The organism is Alkalilimnicola sp. S0819 (assembly GCF_009295635.1).
GTDB lineage: Bacteria > Pseudomonadota > Gammaproteobacteria > Nitrococcales > WHIW01 > S0819.
In genome coordinates, this window is sequence record NZ_WHIW01000005.1 from 83,514 (window position 1) to 103,760 (window position 20,247).

Here is a 20,247-nt window from a genome sequence, read left to right on the forward strand (position 1 = left end):
AGTGGATGACACGGGTCAATTTGCCCGCTTTCCACTCCGCCCATACTCTGCTGAACACCCCAATAAGCACCAAACAGGAAGTGGCCACTTGAGCAAGGCAACGAAGAACGAGCAACGCGGCGCCTGGCATGCCCAGGACGCGGCGTCGGTCCTGGCCTCGCTGGCGGCGAGCGAGCAGGGGCTGGGCGCGGAGCAGGCCGACGAGCGGCTGCGCGAACACGGCGCCAACGCGCTACCCCAGGGCAAGAGCCGCGGGCCGCTGCGCCGCTTCCTGGCCCAGTTCAATAATCTGCTGCTGCAGGTGCTGTTGGTGGCGGCCGTCATCACCGCGTCGATCGGCGAGTACGTGGACTCCGTGGTCATCCTGGCGGTCAGCCTCTTGAACGCCGTGATCGGCTTCATTCAGGAGGGCAAGGCGGAACGGGCACTGGGGGCGATCAAGAACATGCTCTCGCCCAGCGCCTCGGTACTGCGCGAGGGCAAGCGGCTGACCGTGCCCGCCGCGGAGCTGGTGCCGGGGGATGTGGTGCTGATCGAATCCGGCGACCGGGTGCCGGCGGATCTGCGCCTGCTGCGGGTGAAGGGGCTGCAGGTGCAGGAGGCGGCGTTGACCGGTGAATCCCTGCCGGTGGACAAGCAGACCGCGGCGGTGGCCGAGGACGCGGCGTTGGCGGACCGCGCCAGCATGGCCTACTCCGGCACCCTGGTGAGCTTCGGCCAGGCCACGGGTGTGGTGGTGGCCACCGGCGCCCGGACAGAGCTTGGGCGGATCAGTCGCATGCTCAGCGAAGTGCAGAGCCTGGAAACACCGTTGCTGCGCCAGATCGACGCTCTGGCGCTGCGACTCACGATAGCCGTGTTCGGTCTGGCCGCCCTGGTCTTCCTGGTGGCGATCTGGTGGCACGGGTATCCGCTCAGCGATTCCTTCATCGCCGTGGTCAGCCTGGCCGTGGCGGGTATCCCCGAGGGGTTGCCGGCGATACTGACCATTACGCTGGCCATTGGCGTGCAGCGCATGGCGAGCCGCCACGCCATCGTGCGCCGCCTGCCGGCGGTGGAGACGCTCGGCTCCGTGTCGGTGATCTGCTCCGACAAGACCGGCACGCTCACGCGCAACGAGATGACCCTGCGCAGCGTGGTCGCCGCCGGGAAGCTGTATCAGACGACCGGCGTGGGCTATGACCCCCATGGCGATTACCGGGATGGCGAACAGGTGGTGGAGTCGGCGCAAACGCCGGTGCTCAACGAGCTGGTGCGGGCCGTGGCCCTGTGCAACGACGCCGCCCTCTATCCCACCGAGGACGGCGGCTGGCGGGTGGAGGGCGACCCGATGGAAGGCGCGCTGCTCACCGCCGCCCGCAAGTCAGGCCTGGAGCCGGCCGCCGAGCGCAAGAGCCTGCCGCGTACCGATGTCATCCCCTTCGATGCGGCTCATCGTTTCATGGCCACCCTGCATCATGATCACCAGGGGCAAGGCAGTATCTATCTCAAGGGCGCGCCGGAGCAGGTGCTGGATGTCTGTGCCGGCGAACGCCACGCCGACGGTGATCGTCAGCTGTCGCGCGAGTATTGGGAGGCCCGCATCGCCGAGCTGGCCGCCCGGGGCGAGCGGGTGCTGGCGGTGGCGACGAAGCCCGCCCGGGGCAGCCATCAGGCACTGCGCTTCGAGGATGTGGGGGAAGGCCTGATCCTGCTCGGCCTGGTGGGCCTGATCGACCCCCCGCGGGAGGAAGCCGTGCAGGCCGTGGCCGACTGCCAGTCCGCCGGCATTCGGGTGAAGATGATCACCGGCGATCACGGTGGCACCGCCAGCGCCATTGCCGCGCAGCTGGGCCTGGTGAACAGTGCCGACGTGGTCACCGGCGCCGAAGTCGAAGCGATGGATGACGTGGCTCTGGCTCAGCGGGTGATCGAGGTGGATGTGTTCGCCCGCGCCGCCCCCGAGCACAAGCTGCGCCTGGTGCAGGCGCTGCAGGCCCGGGGGGCGACCGTGGCCATGACCGGCGACGGCGTCAACGACGCGCCCGCGCTGAAACGCTCCGATGTGGGCGTCGCCATGGGGCAGAAGGGCACCGAGGCGGCGCGGGAGGCGGCCGAGATGGTGCTGGCCGACGACAATTTCGCCTCCATTGCCCATGCCGTACGCGAGGGGCGCACGGTCTACGATAACCTCAAGAAGGCGGTGACCTTCCTGCTGCCCATCAACGGTGGCGAATCCATGGCCATTGTCGCCGCGATCCTGCTGGGCCTTACCCTGCCCATCACGCCCTTGCAGATTCTGTGGGTGAACATGGTCAGCTCCATTGGTCTGGGGCTGGTGCTCGCCTTCGAGCCCACCGAGCCGGATGTGATGCGCCGCGCGCCACGCCCGCCGCGGGAGCCCCTGCTCACCGGCTTTCTCGTCTGGCGGGTGTTGCTGGTCTCCAGCCTGTTTCTGGCCGGCATCTTCGCCGCCTTCACCCTGGCCCGGGAGGCCGGCGCCACGGTGGAGAAGGCACGCACGCTGGCGGTGAATGCCCTGGTGGTGATGGAGGTGTTCTACCTGTTCAGCGTGCGCTATCTGCGTAGCCCCTCGCTCACCTGGCGCGGGCTGATGGGCACCGGGCCGGTGCTCTGGGCGCTCGCCGCGGTGATCAGCCTGCAGCTCCTGTTCACCTACGCGCCGTTCATGGCGAGCCTGTTCGAAACCCGGCCGGTGAGCGTCATCGAAGGGCTGGGCGTGATCGGCCTGGGCGTGCTGGTGTTCGTGATCCTGGAGTTGGAAAAGCAGGTCCGGCGCCTGCTGCGCCTGGGGCCGAGCAGCGAGCGCCCCCACGGCGAGGCATGAGGCCATGGTCGCCGAGGCGGTGTTCGCGGCGCGGGGCCTTACCAAGACCTACCGGATGGGTGAGGTGGAGGTTCGGGCCCTGCGCGGCGTGGATCTAGACCTGTACCGGGGGGAGTTCGCGGTGCTGCTGGGGCCTTCGGGCAGTGGCAAATCCACCCTGCTGAATATTCTTGGTGGCCTGGATACCGCCAGCGGTGGGACACTGAGCTGCCAGGGGCGGGACCTGCTGCACGCCTCCGAGACGGAGCTCACCGAGTTCCGCCGCCATTTCGTCGGTTTCGTGTTCCAGTTCTACAACCTCATCCCCAGCCTCACCGCGCTGGAGAACGTCGCCGTGGTCACCGAGATCGCCCGCGACCCCATGAGTCCGGCGGAAGCGCTGGCGCTGGTGGGTCTGCAAGCACGCGGCAACCATTTCCCCGCGCAACTCTCCGGCGGTGAGCAGCAGCGGGTGGCCATCGCCCGGGCCATCGCCAAGCGCCCCGCGGTGCTGCTGTGTGACGAGCCTACCGGCGCGCTGGATTCGAAGACCGGCATCGTCGTCCTGGAGGCGCTGGAGCGGATCAACACCGAGCTGGGCGCCACCACGGCGGTGATCACCCATAATGCCGCCATCGCTGACATGGCCCACCGGGTGATTCATTTCGCCGACGGCCAGATTCAGTCCGTGCGGGAGAATGCCGCCCGGCGCCACCCCCGGGAGCTGGTCTGGTGAGCGTGCTCGCTCGCAAGCTGCGCCGCGAGCTGTGGCAGCTGCGGGCCCAGGTGCTGGCCATCGGTGTGGTGATCGGCGGGGGCGTGGCCACCCTGATCATGGCGGTGAGCAGCCTGCGGGCGCTCACCGAAACCCGCGACGGCTTCTATCGCGATTATCGCTTCGCCGATGTGTTCGTCAGCCTCACCCGCGCCCCCGAACCGCTGGCCGAGCGCCTGGCGGCGATTCCCGGGGTGGCCCGGGTGGAAACCCGTATCGTCGCCGGCGCGAATCTGGAGGTGCCCGGCTTTGATCAGCCGGTTACCGCCCGGCTGGTGTCCCTGCCGGAAGGGCAACGACCGAGTCTGAACGATCTGTTCCTGCGGCGCGGGCGCCTGCCCCGCCCTGGGCGGGCCGAGGAAGTGGTGCTGAGCGAGGCCTTCGCCGAGGCCCAGGATCTCTCGCCGGGGGATACGCTCAACGCGGTGATCTACGGCCGCCGTCAGCCGTTGCGCGTGGTGGGCATCGGGCTCAGCCCCGAGTTCATCTACCAGATTCGCCCCGGCGATTTTCTCCCCGACCACGCCCGCTACGGCGTGCTGTGGATGAACCGGGAAGCGTTGGCCGCGGCGCTGGACCGGGAGGGCAGCTTCAACGATGCGCTGATCGGCCTGCAGCGCGACGCGGTGGAGGCCGGGGTGATCACTCGGCTCGACGCCCTGCTCGCCCCCTACGGCAGCACAGGCGCCATCGGGCGGGCCGATCAGGCCTCCCACCGTTACCTGGCCTCGGAGCTGGCGCAGATCGCCACGATGGTGCGTACCGTGCCGACCATCTTCCTGGGGGTGGCGGCCTTTTTGCTTTATGTGGTGATGGCCCGGCTGATCGCCACCCAGCGCGAGCAGATCGGCGTGCTCAAGGCCTTTGGCTACGGCAATGGCGCCATCGGCCTGCACTATGCCCAGCTGGTCCTCGCCATCGCCCTGGTGGGCTATCTGATGGGCGCGCTGGCCGGGGTCTGGCTGGGGCAACACATGGCCGGGTTGTACGCCACCTTCTTTCGCTTTCCCTATCTGGAATACGGCATCAACGGTCGGGTGCTAATCATCGCCGCTCTGGTGACTGCGGCCGCGGCCCTGGGGGGCAGCTGGGGCGCGCTGCGACGGGCGGCCGGGCTGCCGCCGGCCGAGGCCATGCGTCCGGCGCCGCCGGCGAGCTTTCGCCCCACCCTGGTGGAGCGGCTGGGCCTGGCCCGCTGGCTGCGCCCCAGCGCGCGCATGATGCTGCGCTCACTGGAGCGCCGCCCGCTGCGCGCGTTGCTCTCCATCCTGGCCATCGCCTTCGCCTGTGCCATCCTGCTTATCGGCCGCTTCCAGAGCCAGGCCATCGACGCCCTGGTGGAGCGCCAGTTCGAGCAGGTGCAGCGGGAGGATCTGCGCGTGAGTTTCAACGAGCCGGTGGGCGCCCGCGCTCTCGACGAGCTGCGCGCACTGCCCGGGGTCCTGCTCGCCGAGGGCCTGCGCAGCGCCCCGGTGGAGCTGATCCATGGCCATCGTCGCTACCGCCTGGCGCTGCAGGGCTTGCCGGCGGCGAGCGAGCTGCGCCGCCTGATCACCCCCGACAACGGGCGCCTGGCGCCGCCCGCCGAGGGGCTGTTGCTCACCGATTACCTGGCCGGACTGCTGGCCGCGGCGCCCGGCGACAGGCTCACGGTGCGTTTTCTGGACGAGCGCCGCGCCACCGTGGAGCTGCCCGTGGCTGGCGTGATCGAGGAATATCTGGGGGTATCCGCCTACCTGCGGCGCGACCGCCTGAGCGTGCTGCTGCGCGAGCAGGGCCGGATCAGCGCGGCGCTGCTCGCCGTCTCGCCGACGCACATGCCGCAGGTGCTGGCGGAACTGGATCGGCGCCCCGCGGTGCTGGGCGTGACCCAGCGCCGCGCCGCGGTGGACAGTTTCTACGAGAACATGGCCGGCTCGGTGCTGATCTTCACCTTCGTCAGCACGCTGCTGGCCGCCTCCATCGCCTTTGGGGTGGTCTACAACAACGCCCGCATCGCCCTGGGCGAGCGTTCGCGGGAGCTGGCCAGCCTGCGGGTACTGGGCTACCGGCGCCACGAGGTGGCCTGGATTCTGCTTGGCGAGCAGGCGCTGCTCAGCCTGCTCGCCATCCCGCCGGGGCTTTTGCTGGGTTACGGCCTGTATGCGGCCGTCGCCGCCGCCTCGGCCTCGGAGATGTTCCGCATCCCGGTGTTGTGGTCCACCCAGGCGGTGGTGTTCACCGTGCTGGTGCTGGCCGCGGTGTGGCTGCTCTCCGCCTGGGCCATGGCGCGGCGGGTGAATCGACTGGATATGGTCGCGGTGTTGAAAACCCGGGAGTGAGTGATGCGTGTTGCCCTGAAACGATGGTTCTACCTGCTGCTGGCCCTGGGGGTGCTGGTGTTGCTGGTGCTGGGCCTGCGCCCCGCACCGTTGCAGGTGGATGTGCAGCCCGTGGTGGAGGCGCCGCTGATGCAGAGCGTGCGGGCCGAGGGGCGCACCCGGGTGCTGGACCACTACGAGATCACCGCGCCGATCAGCGGAGAGCTGGCCCGGCTAGAGCTGGATGTGGGTGACCCGGTGAGTCGCGGCCAGGCCCTGCTGCGCATCCGGCCGCTGCCGGCGCCGGCCCTGGATGCCCGACGCATGGCTGAGCAGCAGGCCCGGGTGCGGGCAGCGCAAAGTGCGCTTGCTGCCGCCGAACAGGAGGTGGCGGCCGCGCAGGCCCAGGCCGAACGCGCCGCCCAGGCGCTGGCCCGAGCCGAGGCCATGCGCCAGGAGGGTTATCTCAGCGAGCAGGAGCTGGAGGCCGCCCGGGCCGAGGCGCGCGCCGGCGCCGCACGGCTTGCCTCGGCCCGTTTCCGGGGTCGCACCGCAGGTCACGAACTGGAGGCGGCGCGCAGCACCCTCGCGTATCTGGGCGGCGAGCGCAGCGCTTTGGAGGGCATTGCGCTGAACTCGCCGGTGGATGCCCATGTGCTGGCGCGCCCGCAGGAGAGCGAGCGGGTGGTGCAGGCCGGCGAGTTGCTGCTCACCCTGGGGGATACTCGGCGGCTGGAAGCGGTGGTGGATGTGCTCTCGGCGGACGCGGTGCGGCTCGCGCCCGGCATGCGGGTGCTGCTGGAGCATACCGGCCTGGCGCGGACGCTGGACGGCCAGGTGAGGCGCATCGAGCCGGTGGCCTTCACGGAGGTGTCCGCCCTGGGGGTGGAGGAGCAGCGGGTCAATGTGATCGTGGCCTTGGATTCGCCCCCTGAACAATGGCAGCGCCTGGGGCACGGCTACCGGGTGGATGCCCGTTTCGTGCTTTGGGAGAGTGAGCGCACCCTGCAGCTTCCGGAAAGCGCGGTGTTCAGCGTGGATGGGGAGAGCGCGGTCTTCGTGCTGGAAGAGGGTGGGGCGGTGCTGCGCCGCGTGGGTCTGGGGCGCCGCGGCGGCCTCCAGGTACAGGTGCTGGAGGGCCTGCGCGCGGGGGAGCGGGTGGTTATCTACCCGCCTCGGGAATTGCAGGCGGGGGCGCGGATCAGAGCGCGCTGAGCAGCGGTGCCAGGGCCGCCCTGTCCGTCGGGCGCACCACCCGGGCCTGTTCTTCGCCATCGCGCAGCAGGATCAGGGTGGGCCAGAGCTTGACGCCGAACTGTCGGCCCAGCCGCTTGCCGCGGCCATCCTCGATCTTCAGCTGCCGCAACCGCGGGAACTCCCGCAGGATGTCGTCGAGCAGCGGCTCCGCGGCGCGGCAATGGCCGCACCAGGGGGTGCCGAACACCAGCAGCAGGGGGCCTTGCTCGGCCTGAAGTTCGGTGAGATCCGGTGCGTTCTGTTGATAGGGCTGATCAGTCATGTTCGCTCTTCGTGATCTCCGTGCGGGTGAAGGGCTGCTTGCCAGTGTGGACCCGTCCGGTGTGGGCACGGTTCCGCTTGTGCTCGGCGCTCCGCCGCCCCACTTGAGGGGAAGAATCAGACCGCAATGATCAGGGAGATCGTGATGACGGAGCAACTGCAGGGCAAGCGGGTGGCGATCCTGGTGTCCCATGGCTTCGAACAGTCCGAGATGACCGAGCCGCGTCGGGCACTCGATGAGTCGGGCGCCGAGACGGTGCTGGTCTCGCCGGTGAGCGGCCGGGTGAAGGGCTGGCGACACAAGGAGTGGGGTGATGAATTCCCGGTGGATCTGGCCCTGGGGCAGGCGCGGGCGCAGGACTTCGATGCCCTGGTGCTGCCGGGTGGGCAGATGAACCCGGACAATCTGCGCATGAACAGCGCCGCGGTGGATCTGGTGCAGGGTTTTATCGCCGCCGGCAAGCCGGTGGCGGCCATCTGCCATGGGCCCTGGCTGCTGGTGGAGGCGGACGCGGTGCGCGGTCGCAGACTCACCTCCTGGCCCTCGGTGCGTACCGATCTGCGCAACGCCGGGGCGCAGTGGGTGGATGAGGAAACCGTGGTGGACGGCAATCTGCTCACCAGCCGCAAACCCGACGATCTGCCCGCCTTCAACGCGGAGATGATCGCCTTGTTCGCCGCGAGCGGCCCGGGAGGCAGGCCTGGGGCGCAGCCGGAGCAGCGCCCGCGGCTGCATTGACCGATGGGGGGTGCCTTGGTGTGAGCGCTGCCTGAAGCGGTGGCGGCGACGGCCCGGAGGCGCTTCTTGCGTCGCCGGCCGGTCAGGCTTCGCAAGGGCGGTGGGAATACTTGCGCAAGGGGCTGGATTGCGGGCGGGGATGCCGATATACTGCGCCCCGCGTTGGGAGAGGCCGTCTGGAGACGAGTCTGTCCTTCAGCGAGGAGCGGTAGTTCAGTTGGTTAGAATACCGGCCTGTCACGCCGGGGGTCGCGGGTTCGAGTCCCGTCCGCTCCGCCATGTTTTCTGATTGCGCACGACAACCCCTGTGGGAGCGGCTTCTGGTCGCGAAACCTGCGGGGGTTTTTCGTTGGGTGGTGGAAAGTCGCAGCCGGGTGCCCGCCCGCCGCCGCGGGGAATCGGCGATGGCGCAGGGTGCGCCATCGCCATGGTGAGGCTCAAACGACTACCAGCACCAGGTCCTTGCTGTCCACTTGGGTGCCCGCGCCCAGCAGCACTTCTTCCACTGTGCCGTCGCGCTCGGCGTGGATGGCGGTCTCCATCTTCATCGCCTCGATGGAGAACAGGTGGTCGCCCTTGCGCACCTTTTGCCCCGGGTTCACCGCCACGTGCACGATCAGCCCCGCCATGGGGGCGGCGATCTGCCCCGGCTTGCCCGGCTCCACCTTGCGCCGCGCCGCGCTCTTCGGCGCCAGCGACGTGTCCGCCACCTTGATGCGGCGCGGCTGGCCGTTGAGCTCGAAGAACACCCGGCGCTTGCCCTCTTCATCCGCTTCCGATATCGCCAGGCAACGCAGGATCAGCCGCTTGCCCCGCTCGATGTCGATGCTGACCTCTTCCTGAGACTCCAGGCCGTGGAAGAAGGCGTGGGTGGGCAGCACGGAGACGTTGCCGAACGCCTCGCGATGCCGCGCGTACTCCACGAAGACCTTGGGGTACATCAGGTAGGAGGCCAGTTCCGCGTCGGTGATCTCGCGCTCCACCTGCGCCTCGGCCTCGGCGCGCAAGGCATCCAGGTCGGCGGCGGGCAGCACGGCCCCCGGGCGCGCGGTCAGCGGCGCTTCATCACCCAGCACCTTCTTCTGCAGCGCTTCAGGGAAACCGCTCACGGGCTGGCCCAGTTCGCCGCGGAAAAAGCCCTTCACCGAGTCGGGGAAGTTCACCTCGTGTTCCGGGTCCAGCACCTGCTCGGCGGTGAGGTCGGAGGTGACCATCATCAGCGCCATATCGCCCACTACCTTGGAGGAGGGGGTGACCTTGACGATATTGCCGAACAGCTCGTTGACCTGGGCGTAGGTGTCGGCCACTTCCGGCCAGTGGCGCTCCAGGCCCATGCCCCGGGCCTGTTCGCGCAGATTGGTGTACTGGCCGCCGGGCATGGCGTGGTGGTAGACGTCCGAGGTGCCGGAGCGGATGTCGGACTCGAAGGCGCTGTAGTAGCGGCGCACGCCTTCCCAGTAATGGTTCACGGCGCGCAGGTTCTCGCGCTGCAGGCCGGTGTCCCGCGGGCCCCAGCGCAGCGCCTCGGCAATCGCCCCCAGGTTGGGCTGGGAGGTCTGGCCGGAGAAGGCGTCCATGGCGCCGTCCACCGCGTCCACGCCGGCACCCACGGCGGCCAGCACGCTGGCGGCGCTGATGCCGGAGGTGTCGTGGGTATGGAAGTGGATGGGCAGGCTGATTTCCTGCTTCAGCTCGGTGACCAGCTTGGCGATGGCGTCGGGCTTGGCCACCCCGGCCATGTCCTTGATGCCCAGTATATGGGCGCCGGCCGCTTCCAGCGCCTTCGCCATGTTGAGGTAGTACTTCAGGGTGTACGTGTCCTCGGCGGGGTCGAGCAGGTCGCCGCTGTAGCAGATGGTGCCCTCGCAGACGGCGCCGGACTCGATTACCGCGTCCATGGCCACGCGCATGTTCTCCACCCAGTTCAGGGAATCGAACACCCGGAAGATGTCCATGCCGTGTGCGGCAGCCTGCTGGACGAAATAGCGCACCACATTGTCGGGGTAGTTGGTGTAGCCCACGCCGTTGGAGGCGCGCAGCAGCATCTGGAAGGGAATGTTGGGGATGCGCTCACGCAGCGCGTCCAGCCGCTCCCAGGGGCATTCCTTCAAAAAGCGCATGGCCACATCGAAGGTGGCGCCACCCCAGCACTCCAGCGAGAACAGCTCGGGGAGCAGTCGGGCGTAGTGCGGCGCGATCTCCCACATGTCCCGCGAGCGCATGCGGGTGGCGAACAGCGACTGGTGGGCATCCCGCATGGTGGTGTCGGTCACCAGGACCTGCGGGGCTTCCTTCATCCAGGCGGCGAAGCCCTCCGGGCCCAGTTCCAGCAGCCGATCCCGGGTGCCCCGGGGGATCTGCTCCGAGGGGCGGCCGGGGAGCACGGCCCGGGGCGGTGCTTCCTTGGGCGCGGGGCGGCCGGCCACTTCCGGGTTGCCGTTGACGATCACATCGGAGAGAAAGCGCAGCAGCCGGGTGGCCCGGTCCTGGCGGTCGGCGAAATCGAACAGCTCCGGGGTGTCGTCGATGAAACGCGTGGTGTAGCTACCCGAGACGAAGCTCGGGTGGTTGATCACGTTCTCCAGGAACGGCAGGTTGGTGCTCACGCCGCGGATGCGGAACTCGCGCAGGGCGCGGTCCATGCGGCGGATGGCGTCCTCGGGGGTGGGCGCCCAGGCGGTGACCTTCTCCAGCAGGGAGTCGTAGAAAGGGGTGATCAGCGCGCCGGAGTAGGCGGTGCCGCCGTCCAGGCGGATGCCGAAGCCGGTCGCACCCCGGTAGGCGCTGATGCGGCCGTAATCCGGGGTGAAGCCGTTCTCCGGGTCCTCGGTGGTGACGCGGCACTGCAGCGCATGGCCCTCGAGCTTGATCCGCGCTTGTTCCGGCACGCCGGTGATGCCGTCGCCGATGGCGTTGCCCTCGGCGATGCGGATCTGCGCCTTGACGATGTCGATGCCGGTGACCTCCTCGGTCACCGTGTGTTCGACCTGGATGCGGGGGTTCACCTCGATGAAGTAGAACTCGCCGCTGTCCGCGTCCATGAGGAATTCCACGGTGCCGGCGTTGTAGTAGCCGGCGGCGCGGGCCAGGCGCAGCGCGCTCTGGCACAGGGATTCACGGGTGTCGTCGTCCAGGTACGGGGCGGGCGCGCGTTCCACCACCTTCTGATTGCGCCGCTGCACGGTGCAGTCGCGCTCGAACAGATGCACCAGATTGCCGTGGGTATCGCCCAGGACCTGCACCTCCACATGGCGGGCCCGGCGCACCAGCTTCTCCAGGTACACCTCGTCATTGCCGAAGGCACTGGCGGCCTCGGCCCGGGCGGTGCGCAGCTGCTCTTCGAGCTGGGATTCGTCCTCCACCACGCGCATGCCGCGGCCACCGCCGCCCCAGCTGGCTTTGAGCATCAGTGGGTAGCCGACCTTGGCCGCTTCGGTCTTGCAGGTCTCCAGGTCCGAGGGCAGGGCGCCGGTGGCAGGCACCACGGGCACGCCGGCCTGTTCGGCGAGGTTTCGGGCGCTGACCTTGTTGCCCAGGGAACGCATCACGTCGGGGTGGGGGCCCACGAACAGAATACCTTCCCGCGCGCAGGCCTCGGCCAGATCGGGGTTCTCGGAGAGGAACCCGTAGCCGGGGTGGATGGCGTCGGCGCCGGCCTCGCGGGCGATGCGCATGACCTCGTCGATATCCAGATACGCCGCGATGGGCTTGCTGCCGCGGCCGACTTCATAGGCTTCGTCCGCCTTGAAACGGTGCAGGGCGAAGCGGTCTTCTTCCGAGTAGATGGCGATGGTACGGATGCCCAACTCGGCGGCGGCGCGCATCACGCGGATGGCGATCTCACTGCGGTTGGCCACCAGCAGGCGCTGGATCTGACGGGTCTGGGTCATGCCGTGGTCCTCCTGCGCGTTTTGCGCGCGGCTTTATTGTCCCGGTGGCCGAAGGGTTGGTTGCGCCACCGGGCGGGCAACAGGCGCGCAGTTTAGGCAGGGATCGCCGGAATTGCGAATATCCGTCGCTTTATATTGAAAAAACCAATATATCGATGTTCGACCATTGGTGCAGCGCATTGATGCGTCGCCACAAAGGTGTGCGACATGAATGGGCAGTCATTAACGGTCTCTTTGCGTTGGGGTGTTTAGATGGCCCTGTCGCAAAAGCGACCAAGAACAAAACCCGACCGGTTCAGAGCACAATAACAGCGAGCCGGCCATGAGGAGGAGATCCATCATGAGCATCATGCGTACGCTGACTCGCGGGCTGTCCGCACTGACCCTGCTGTTCGCGGTATCCGTGGCCGGCGCCGCCTGCGTGGACAGTGTGGTGCTGGTGCACGGCAACACCGGCAAGCCCTCGGATTGGGACAACACCTACAACAAGCTGCGCAACAGCGGCTACAGCGCCTCCCAGATCCATCGCCCGGACTGGGGCTCCAAGAGTTGCCCCAGCTGCAATGACCACAGTGGCTGGGAAGAGACCCCGGTGCGCAATGCCCTGGTGGCCGCGGTCAACAGCTCCTGCACCGGCAAGATCGACGTGATCGCGCATTCCATGGGCGTGACCCTGGCCGGCCAGCAGATCGTCAAGGCGGGTCTGGCGGACAAGGTGGATGCCTTCGTCGGTGTCGCCGGCGCCCTGCGCGGTCTGTGGTCCTGCGGCACCTACCCCTGGAATGTGTGGAGCTCCACCTGCGGCAGCAATGGCCTGTCCGTGTCCAGCCCCTTCCTGGACTGGCTGGAAGGACGCAAGTTCGGCGCGCGCCACTACAGCATCTACAGCTGGATCGACCAGATCGTCTGCTCCACCGGCACCTGCACCGTGGGCGGCATCCACAGCTCGCAGATCTGGAACTCTCGCGGCAACAAGAGCTACAGCAGCTACGGCTACGGCCACTTCGGTGTGCAGACCAAGACCGCGGACGTGCAGTACAACTACATTCGCTGAACGGGTCGCTTACCGCGACGGACCTGAGAGCCGGGGCACTGCCCCGGCTTTTTTGTGCACTGCGGAAGGGCGTTAACGCTGCGGGCGGCATCCGTTAACGGCAAGTTTACAAGCCTCTGTTGGAATACTCACAACTGCTGATACCAGCAGCCCGCATCCCGCAGCCAACAAGAAGAATACGGCGGGCGCGACACAAGAACGAAGTGAGGAGAGGAAAACATGAAGCAATCCTGCAAGCAGGTGCTGCGCCTTTTCGCCGCCGCCGTGCTGGCCCTCGGGGTGAGCGTGGCCGGTGCCGCCTGTGTAGACAGCGTGGTGCTGGTGCACGGTAACACCGGCAAGCCCTCGGATTGGGACAACACCTACAACAAGCTGCGCAACAACGGTTACAGCGCCTCCCAGATCCATCGCCCGGACTGGGGCTCCAAGTACTGCCCGACCTGTAATAACCACAGCGGCTGGGAGGAGACCCCGGTGCGCAATGCCCTGGTGGCCGCGGTCAACAGCTCCTGCACCGGCAAGATCGACGTGATTGGGCATTCCATGGGCGTGACCCTGGCCGGCCAGCAGATCGTCAAGGCGGGTCTGGCGAACAAGGTGGACGCCTTCGTCGGCATCGCCGGCGCCCTGCGCGGTCTGTGGTCCTGCGGCACCTACCCCTGGAATGTGTGGAATTCCACCTGCGGCAGCAATGGCCTGTCCGTTTCCAGCCCCTTCCTGGACTGGCTGGAGGGGCGCAAGTTCGGCGCGCGCCACTACAGCATTTACAGCTGGATCGACCAGGTCGTCTGCTCCACCGGTACCTGCACCGTGGGTGGCATCCACAGCTCGCAGCTCTGGAACTCTCGCGGCAACAAGAGCTACAGCAGCTACGGCTACGGCCACTTCGGTGTGCAGTCCAAGACCGCGGACGTGCAGTACAACTACATCCGTTAGTGCTCCTCGGAACTGTCGGAGTTCATATGCCGGGCTTGTGCCCGGCATTTTTTTTGCCTTTTAACCGGCAATGGCCGTAGCCCTCGCCAAGAGACGCAACGCCGGCCGCGGGCGCACTACACGGTACCTTGAGAGCGGCCGAATCGAGGCGATGCGCACGGCGAGCGCCCGACTAGGGGGAGCGCGCGCTGGGCCCGTAAACCAGGGGAACCCAGGTCGGGGTTTCCGGTTGCAGCGCGTCGGCGGCGGCCAGGGCCAGGGCGGCCCAGTCCAGCAGCCCCAGTAGTCGGCCCTGGCGGGCGATTGGAAGATGGCGCAGCTGATGAAGGGCGCACAAGCGCAGCGCGGCGGCCAGGGTCATGCTGGGCAATACGGTTGGAGGGTCCGGGCGCATCAGGCGCGCGACCGGCAGGTCGGGTGGAATGGGGGCGCGCGCCGGAGTGCCGCTTGGGCTTGGGGCTTCCAATAAGCCGGTCAATCGACCGCGGCGGAGCACCAGAAGGCAGGATAGCCGCCGTTGTCGCATGGCCGCCAGGGCCGGGCCGATAGCGCTGTGCGGCGAGACCGCATATAGGCGCCCCGGTGGGCGTCGATGCAGCAGCTCCCCCAGCGTAGGGTCCATGATCGGCCTCTCAGCAGCCCCGGTATGTGCTGCTGTAGGTAAGGGGACGGCCGCTGTATATCAAGCGCCCCCTCTAGTGTTTCATGGGCCGCTGGCCGTGGTGCTGGCCGTGGTGCTGGCCGTGATGGCCTGCGCGCATATCCCGCACCGGGATCTCGGCATCCAGATGCTGGCCGTTGTCCAGTTCCAGCCTGATTGCGAAAAGCTCACCGGGCTTCAGGGGCTGCTTCAGGCCCAGCAGCATGATGTGCAGCCCGCCGGGCTGAAAGACCAGATGCTCACCGGGGGCTATGTTCAGCTCCTTCACTTCACGCATTCGCATCATGCCTTGCACGGAGACATGTTCGTGAATCTCGGTGCGCTCGGCCACCTCGCTGTGAGCGCCGCGCAGGCCGATGGTTTCACCGCCCTGGTTACGGAGCTCAAAGTACGCTGCGCCATTAGCCGCGCCAGGCGGGGTGGCGCGGGCATAGGGGGCGGTGAGCAGCAGTTCCTGCGCGCCGGCGTGGGCGGGCAGCAGCAGCGCGATCAAGAGGGCGGCGCGTTTGAGCATGTTCATCTCCTGAAGTAAGGGGGCCGATGCTATCGAGGACGCGGGATGTTTGCCAGCGGTGCCCCGTCCCAGGGGCTTGACTTCCCGTCGGCGAGGGGTTCCGGCCCGAAAGTTGTGCACAATGCTGCACTGCCGCATCGCGGGCCCGTCATGCGTTTCCTCAGCAACCCAAGGCGGGTTCTTAAGGTATTGATTTTTCGTCAGAAAAACAAATTGGCGAAAAAACACCCGATTCAAGGCAAGGCTTGGCATAGCGGGAACTTGGGGATTGTTTCCAACCGTTGTCCACACAGTTATCCACAGGTTCTGTGGATAATCTCCCTTTGCCCGCGTAGGCAGGCACTTACAGCCAAGGGCTGATCTGGCCGTGATGTGTTTCACGGTAGGAACAGGCGCCTATTCTCTCTCTGCCCAGCGACTGCTCGGCGCGGGCCGTGGCGCCGCAGCCCGCGCCGACGACCGAGTACGAGTCCGTGATTCGGTGCGCCATGGCGGGCGCGGACGAGCGTGGGGCCTAGTGCTCGGGTGAGGTGGCGCGTCGGCTCTGCTTGAGGAGGCGGTGGGGGCTGGGCATACTTCCGCCTTTCCGCTGACTGCCCGAGGGCGTATCCCGTGCATTGTTCCATCTACAAGGGGCACAAGAAGCCCGATACCTATCTGTATGTCCCGGTAAAGGACGACCTCTCCACGGTGCCCGCCCCGATCATGGGGGCGCTGGGTGCCACCGAGCACGTGATGGATCTGGTGCTCACGCCCGCGCGCAGGCTCGCCCGGGAGGATGTATGCGAGGTCATGCGCAGCCTGCTGCACCGGGGGTGCTTCGTGCAGTTACCGCCCGGTGAGGACGAACTCTCCCGGGGGAATTGATCAGTGTCGCCCTAGCGGCGGATTCGGGCGCGGTAGCTGAGCTGCCGCTCTTCGCCCGCCTTGAGCTCCAGCCGCCACAGGGCGTGTTGGGCGCCCCGCTCATCCGGTCGCTCCGAGCGTTCCACCAGCTCCCAGTCGCCGGCGAAACGCTCCAGCACTTCCAGCTTGGCGGCTTGCTGGCCGCGGTTGGCAAGCGTAAGCCGCCAGGCCACCTCCATCATTTCGGGGCTGAGACGGCGATATTCCAGCGGCACCCGCAGGATGCGCAACTCCGTGCTTTGCCCCAGCACCACCTCCACTTCGTCGCCCGGCGCGGCATGGGCGATCGTCTGGCCGCCTATGTAGTGGTCACGCCCGGCGCTGTCCCGTTGATAGACGCGCAGATTGCCGGCCGGCAGAGGCTGGTTGGCCCGGGCCGGGTTGCGAAATCGCAGTAGCTGTTCCACGGCTTGGGGGCGGGGCTCGGCGGCCTGGTTCAGCGCCTGGCCGCGGCTGCGGTGCACGCGCGCCACGGCGAGGCGCTCGGCGCGCAGCAGCGGCGCCTGCACGGTCTCGCCGGCGGGCAGGCTGACCGGCTCGGGCAGGGTGTAGAGCTGAGAACCGCCCAGGCTCTCGGGCGGGGGAGGGGCGGCGTGGGCCTGGCGGCTGCTCAGCATGGCGCTTTCCATGCGGTCCTGGCTGCGCTGCACGGAGCCCGCCAGGAGCTGTACCCGGGCGTCGTTGAAAACAGTGCGCGTGCGGTTGTAGAGACTGGCCCAGCCTTCCAGGGTGAGTTGTTCGCTGTTCGTGCCTAGCCTGGCCACATAGTCGGCTTGCCAGCCGAAACCATCGCTCAGGTACCCCAGGTTCAGCCGCCGCTGGCCACTCTTCGCGGCTTCCAGCTCCAGCGTCAGTTGCGCCGCGCTGTGCATGCCGGCCGGCAGGCCGGGGAAGGCAATGCGCCATGGTGAGCGTTGATCCAGCACCTCTATGCGCCCGTCCAGCTGCACCAAGGGCCCTTGGCCGCTCAGGCTCAGCAGTTGCGCCTGTCGCTGCAGGGATTCGCCGGTCCGGGGGTGCTCGCGCAGCAGGGTGACCTCGCGGCCCAGGTAGGCCTGGAGCAGTTCGGCGGGCGCCGGCGCGCCGGGCTGGTAGCGTCGCTCGATAACCGCCAGCCCATCGCCGTCCACTTGCAGGCTGCCGGGCTGCAGCCCGCTGCTCAGCCCCTGCAGGCGCACGCTGCTGCGACCGGGGGGCAGGCGCAGCAGCCGCTGCTCGCTGATGAAGGCCTGGCCGTGCTGATAGAGCGTAAGCTCAGGCGCCCGACTGACACTGTCGGCGCCAGCGGCGCCCAAGACCAGAGCGGCCCCCAGGCCGAGCAGGTATTTGGAGACCGCGAAGGCTTTCATGGGCAAGCTCCCCTTACAGGCCGCAGTTGTTCTTCTCCAGCACCCGGTCCGCGCGGTAGCTGGAACGGACCATGGGGCCGGAGACCACTTCCAGGAACCCACGCTCCAGGCCCCACTGCCGGTACTGCTCGAACTGCTCCGGCGTGACGTAGCGCTCCACCGGCAGGTGGTTCGCGGTGGGGCGCAGGTACTGGCCCAGGGTGAGGATGTCGCAGTCGATCGCCCGCAGGTCATCCATGCAGCGCAATATCTCTTCGTCGGTTTCGCCCAGGCCCAGCATCAGGCTGGTCTTGGTGAGCACCGCCGGGCGGTGGCGCTTGGCGTGGGCGAGCACATCCAGGGTCTGGCGGTAGCCGGCGCGAGGGTCCCGCACCGGGTGGGTCAGGCGCTCCACCGTCTCCACGTTCTGGGCGAAGACCTCGATGCCGGAGTCCACCACCGTTTCCACATCGGCGAGCACGCCCTTGAAGTCGGGGGTAAGGGCCTCGACGGCCGTCCCCGGGTTGGTGGCCTTCACCGCCCGCACGCAGGCCGCGTAATGACCAGCGCCGCCATCGGGCAGGTCATCGCGGTTGACCGAGGTGAGCACCACGTACTTCAGCCCCATCAACCGCACCGATTCCGCCGTGTTGGCCGGCTCTTCGGCGTCCAGCCAGCCGCGGGGGTTGCCGGTGTCCACGCTGCAGAAGCGGCAGGCCCGTGTGCAGACCGCGCCCATCAGCATGATGGTGGCGGTGCCGTGGCTCCAGCATTCGCCGATGTTGGGGCACTTGGCCTCTTCGCAAACGGTGCTCAGGCGATGCTCGCGCACGTTGCGCCGGACTTCGTTGTAGCCGGTGCCGCTGGGCAGTCTGGTGCGCAGCCAACTGGGCTTGTCGCCGCGCACCGCGGGGGCTGCGCTCTTATGGGTCTTGATGCCGTCCTTGATCGCGGTGAAGCCCTGCTCGGTGCGGTGCTTGCTTCCGCTGACGACCACCGGAATATCTTTGAGGGAGCTCATGGATGGGGTCACGGCTGGCTGATGTTGCGTAGTATTGTCGGACAATTCGGCGCAGGGTGAAACCGCCCTGCAATCGCAATCGAGGTGTATGCATGAGTCCAGACCCCGCCATGGGCGGCTATCGCGCCTTTCCCCCGGTGGTGACCGCGTTGCTGGTGCTGAACGGGCTGGTGTTTCTGCTCCAGGGCGCCTGGGGCAACGAGCTGGTCTACTGGCTGGCCCTGTGGCCGCTGGGCCTGGATACGCTATTCGGCGCCTACGCCGGGCCGTTGCCCGGTTTCGAACCCTGGCAGCTGCTCAGCTATTCCGTGCTGCACGGGGGAACCCTGCACCTGTTCGCGAATATGTTCGCGCTGTGGATGTTCGGTGTGCAGCTCGAGAACTACTGGGGCAGCCGCCCCTTCGGGGTCTATTACCTGGTCTGCGTGCTGGGGGCGGCGCTCATCCAGTTGTACGTGGCCACCCAGGCCGCGCAGCAGGGCGATGTGTATCCTACCGTCGGGGCCTCCGGCGGGGTGTTCGGAATTCTGCTCGCCTTTGCGATGATGTTCCCGAACCAGCGCATCATGCTGCTGTTCCCGCCCATACCCATGAAGGCGAAATGGTTCGTGATGCTCTACGGGGCCTTCGAACTGTATGCGGGCCTGACCGGCAGCCAGGCGGGCGTGGCCCATTTCGCCCACCTGGGCGGGATGCTGTTCGGTTTCATCATGATCATGTACTGGCGCGGCCGCCTGCCCCTCAAGCCGCGCCGGCAGTTGCGCGGATAAGGTGACAGACGTTCATGGAGTTCAAGGATTACTACGGCATTCTCGGCGTTTCACGCACGGCCGGCGCCGATGAGATCAAGCGCGCCTACCGCAAGCTGGCGCGCAAGTACCACCCGGACGTGAGCAAGGAAGCTGACGCGGAGCAGCGTTTCAAGGAACTGGGTGAGGCCTACGAGGTACTCAAGGACCCGGACAAGCGCGCCGCCTACGACCGCTTCGGCAAGGACTGGAAGGCGGGGCAGGATTTCCGCCCGCCGCCGGGCTGGGACCAGGGCTTCGATTTCGGTGGTGGCCGCGGCGGCGGTTTCGAGGGGGGCTTCGGCGGCAGCGGCGAATTCAGCGACTTCTTCGAGGCGCTGTTCGGTCGCGGCCGCGCGGGGGCGGGAGGCCCCGGCGGGTTCGCCGGCGGCGGAATGCGCCGCCGGGGCGAAGACCTGCAGAGCACGGTGCGGGTTTCCCTGGAAGAGGCCTACCAGGGCGTGCATCGCACCTTGAGGCTTCAAGGGCGCAGCCTCAAGGTGCGTATACCGGCAGGGGTCAGCGATGGCCAGCGTATCCGCCTGAGTGGCCAGGGAGGCGAGGGCCTGGGCGGCGGGCCGGCGGGGGATCTGTACCTGCAGGTGGCGTTGCAGCCCCACCCCTGGTTCGAGCCGGACGGGCGGGATATCCATCTGGAGCTGCCCATCACGCCCTGGGAGGCGGCGCTGGGCGCCACCGTGTCGGTGCCCACCCTGGGTGGCTCGGTGGAGTTGAAGGTGCCCGAGGGCTCGTCCAGCGGTCGGCGGCTGCGGCTGCGTGGCCGGGGGCTGCCGGGCAAGCCCCCGGGTGATCAATACGTGCGGCTGCGTGTGGTGACACCGCCGGCGGACAGTGCCAAGGCGCGCAAGTTCTACGAGCGCATGGCCAAGGAGCTGCCCATGGATCCGAGGGCGCGTTTTCGTCCCTGACGACGGTGCTTGCCGGCACGGCGGGTTCGCGCAGGAACAGGCAGCGGATGCTATGGTTTAGAACAGATGCCGGGGTCGCGAC

The 20,247-nt window shown here is 67.7% G+C and carries 16 protein-coding genes and 1 tRNA gene; 11 read left to right on the forward strand and 6 right to left on the reverse strand.

Annotation, left to right across the window (positions count from 1 at the left end; translation table 11 throughout):
* Window positions 1-88: 88 nt before the first annotated feature.
* From GBG68_RS06075 to GBG68_RS06090, 4 genes are read left to right on the forward strand one after another with little or no spacing between them, the layout of a single operon-like run.
* Window positions 89-2,827, forward strand: coding sequence for an HAD-IC family P-type ATPase (locus GBG68_RS06075; protein WP_226801680.1), 2,739 nt, complete (start codon window positions 89-91; stop codon window positions 2,825-2,827).
* A gap of 4 nt (window positions 2,828-2,831) precedes the next feature.
* Window positions 2,832-3,542 carry an ABC transporter ATP-binding protein gene (locus GBG68_RS06080; RefSeq protein ID WP_152146041.1) on the forward strand — a complete coding sequence of 237 codons (711 nt, stop codon included), beginning with the start codon at window positions 2,832-2,834 and terminating at the stop codon, window positions 3,540-3,542.
* Window positions 3,539-5,902, forward strand: coding sequence for an ABC transporter permease (locus tag GBG68_RS06085; protein ID WP_152146042.1), 2,364 nt, complete (start codon window positions 3,539-3,541; stop codon window positions 5,900-5,902). The genes GBG68_RS06080 and GBG68_RS06085 overlap by 4 nt, the downstream gene beginning before the upstream one ends.
* Window positions 5,903-5,905: 3 nt before the next feature.
* Window positions 5,906-7,096: an efflux RND transporter periplasmic adaptor subunit gene (locus tag GBG68_RS06090; RefSeq protein WP_152146043.1), complete on the forward strand. Its 1,191-nt coding sequence runs from the start codon at window positions 5,906-5,908 to the stop codon at window positions 7,094-7,096.
* On the opposite strand, the gene GBG68_RS06095 is transcribed toward GBG68_RS06090, so the two are convergent.
* Window positions 7,083-7,400, reverse strand: coding sequence for a thioredoxin family protein (locus GBG68_RS06095; RefSeq protein WP_152146044.1), 318 nt, complete (start codon window positions 7,398-7,400; stop codon window positions 7,083-7,085). The genes GBG68_RS06090 and GBG68_RS06095 overlap by 14 nt on opposite strands.
* Window positions 7,401-7,544: 144 nt before the next feature.
* On the opposite strand from GBG68_RS06095, the gene GBG68_RS06100 reads away from it, so the two are divergent.
* Window positions 7,545-8,138 carry a type 1 glutamine amidotransferase domain-containing protein gene (locus GBG68_RS06100; protein WP_152146045.1) on the forward strand — a complete coding sequence of 198 codons (594 nt, stop codon included), beginning with the start codon at window positions 7,545-7,547 and terminating at the stop codon, window positions 8,136-8,138.
* A gap of 202 nt (window positions 8,139-8,340) precedes the next feature.
* Window positions 8,341-8,417, forward strand: a tRNA-Asp gene (locus GBG68_RS06105).
* Window positions 8,418-8,575: 158 nt separating this feature from the next.
* On the opposite strand, the gene GBG68_RS06110 is transcribed toward GBG68_RS06105, so the two are convergent.
* A complete protein-coding gene (locus GBG68_RS06110; RefSeq protein WP_152146046.1) occupies window positions 8,576-12,028 on the reverse strand; it encodes a pyruvate carboxylase in 3,453 nt (1,150 codons plus the stop codon).
* 340 nt (window positions 12,029-12,368) lie between these two features.
* On the opposite strand from GBG68_RS06110, the gene GBG68_RS06115 reads away from it, so the two are divergent.
* Together GBG68_RS06115 and GBG68_RS06120 are read left to right on the forward strand one after the other, a co-directional pair.
* Window positions 12,369-13,082 (forward strand): alpha/beta fold hydrolase, encoded by a 714-nt coding sequence (locus GBG68_RS06115; protein WP_226801681.1) that lies wholly within the window; start codon window positions 12,369-12,371, stop codon window positions 13,080-13,082.
* A gap of 219 nt (window positions 13,083-13,301) precedes the next feature.
* On the forward strand, window positions 13,302-14,018 hold the full coding sequence (locus GBG68_RS06120) for an alpha/beta fold hydrolase (RefSeq protein ID WP_152146047.1): 717 nt from the start codon (window positions 13,302-13,304) through the stop codon (window positions 14,016-14,018).
* Between the two features lie 172 nt (window positions 14,019-14,190).
* On the opposite strand, the gene GBG68_RS14630 is transcribed toward GBG68_RS06120, so the two are convergent.
* Window positions 14,191-14,640 carry a CBS domain-containing protein gene (locus GBG68_RS14630; protein WP_152146048.1) on the reverse strand — a complete coding sequence of 150 codons (450 nt, stop codon included), beginning with the start codon at window positions 14,638-14,640 and terminating at the stop codon, window positions 14,191-14,193.
* 73 nt (window positions 14,641-14,713) lie between these two features.
* A complete protein-coding gene (locus GBG68_RS06130) occupies window positions 14,714-15,193 on the reverse strand; it encodes a copper chaperone PCu(A)C (RefSeq protein ID WP_193222241.1) in 480 nt (159 codons plus the stop codon).
* Window positions 15,194-15,805: 612 nt separating this feature from the next.
* Here GBG68_RS06130 and GBG68_RS06135 point away from each other — a divergent pair.
* Window positions 15,806-16,060, forward strand: a complete 255-nt coding sequence (locus GBG68_RS06135) for a YcgL domain-containing protein (RefSeq protein ID WP_152146050.1) — start codon at window positions 15,806-15,808, stop codon at window positions 16,058-16,060.
* A gap of 11 nt (window positions 16,061-16,071) precedes the next feature.
* Here GBG68_RS06135 and GBG68_RS06140 read toward each other — a convergent pair whose 3' ends face one another.
* Window positions 16,072-17,448, reverse strand: a complete 1,377-nt coding sequence (locus GBG68_RS06140; protein WP_152146051.1) for a DUF4139 domain-containing protein — start codon at window positions 17,446-17,448, stop codon at window positions 16,072-16,074.
* A gap of 13 nt (window positions 17,449-17,461) precedes the next feature.
* A complete protein-coding gene (gene lipA / locus GBG68_RS06145; RefSeq protein ID WP_152146052.1) occupies window positions 17,462-18,448 on the reverse strand; it encodes a lipoyl synthase in 987 nt (328 codons plus the stop codon).
* Between the two features lie 92 nt (window positions 18,449-18,540).
* Here lipA and GBG68_RS06150 point away from each other — a divergent pair, with 92 nt between their 5' ends.
* Both GBG68_RS06150 and GBG68_RS06155 read left to right on the forward strand, forming a co-directional pair.
* Window positions 18,541-19,218 (forward strand): rhomboid family intramembrane serine protease, encoded by a 678-nt coding sequence (locus GBG68_RS06150; RefSeq protein ID WP_152146053.1) that lies wholly within the window; start codon window positions 18,541-18,543, stop codon window positions 19,216-19,218.
* 14 nt (window positions 19,219-19,232) lie between these two features.
* Window positions 19,233-20,165, forward strand: coding sequence for a DnaJ C-terminal domain-containing protein (locus GBG68_RS06155; RefSeq protein ID WP_152146054.1), 933 nt, complete (start codon window positions 19,233-19,235; stop codon window positions 20,163-20,165).
* Window positions 20,166-20,247 lie beyond the last annotated feature (82 nt).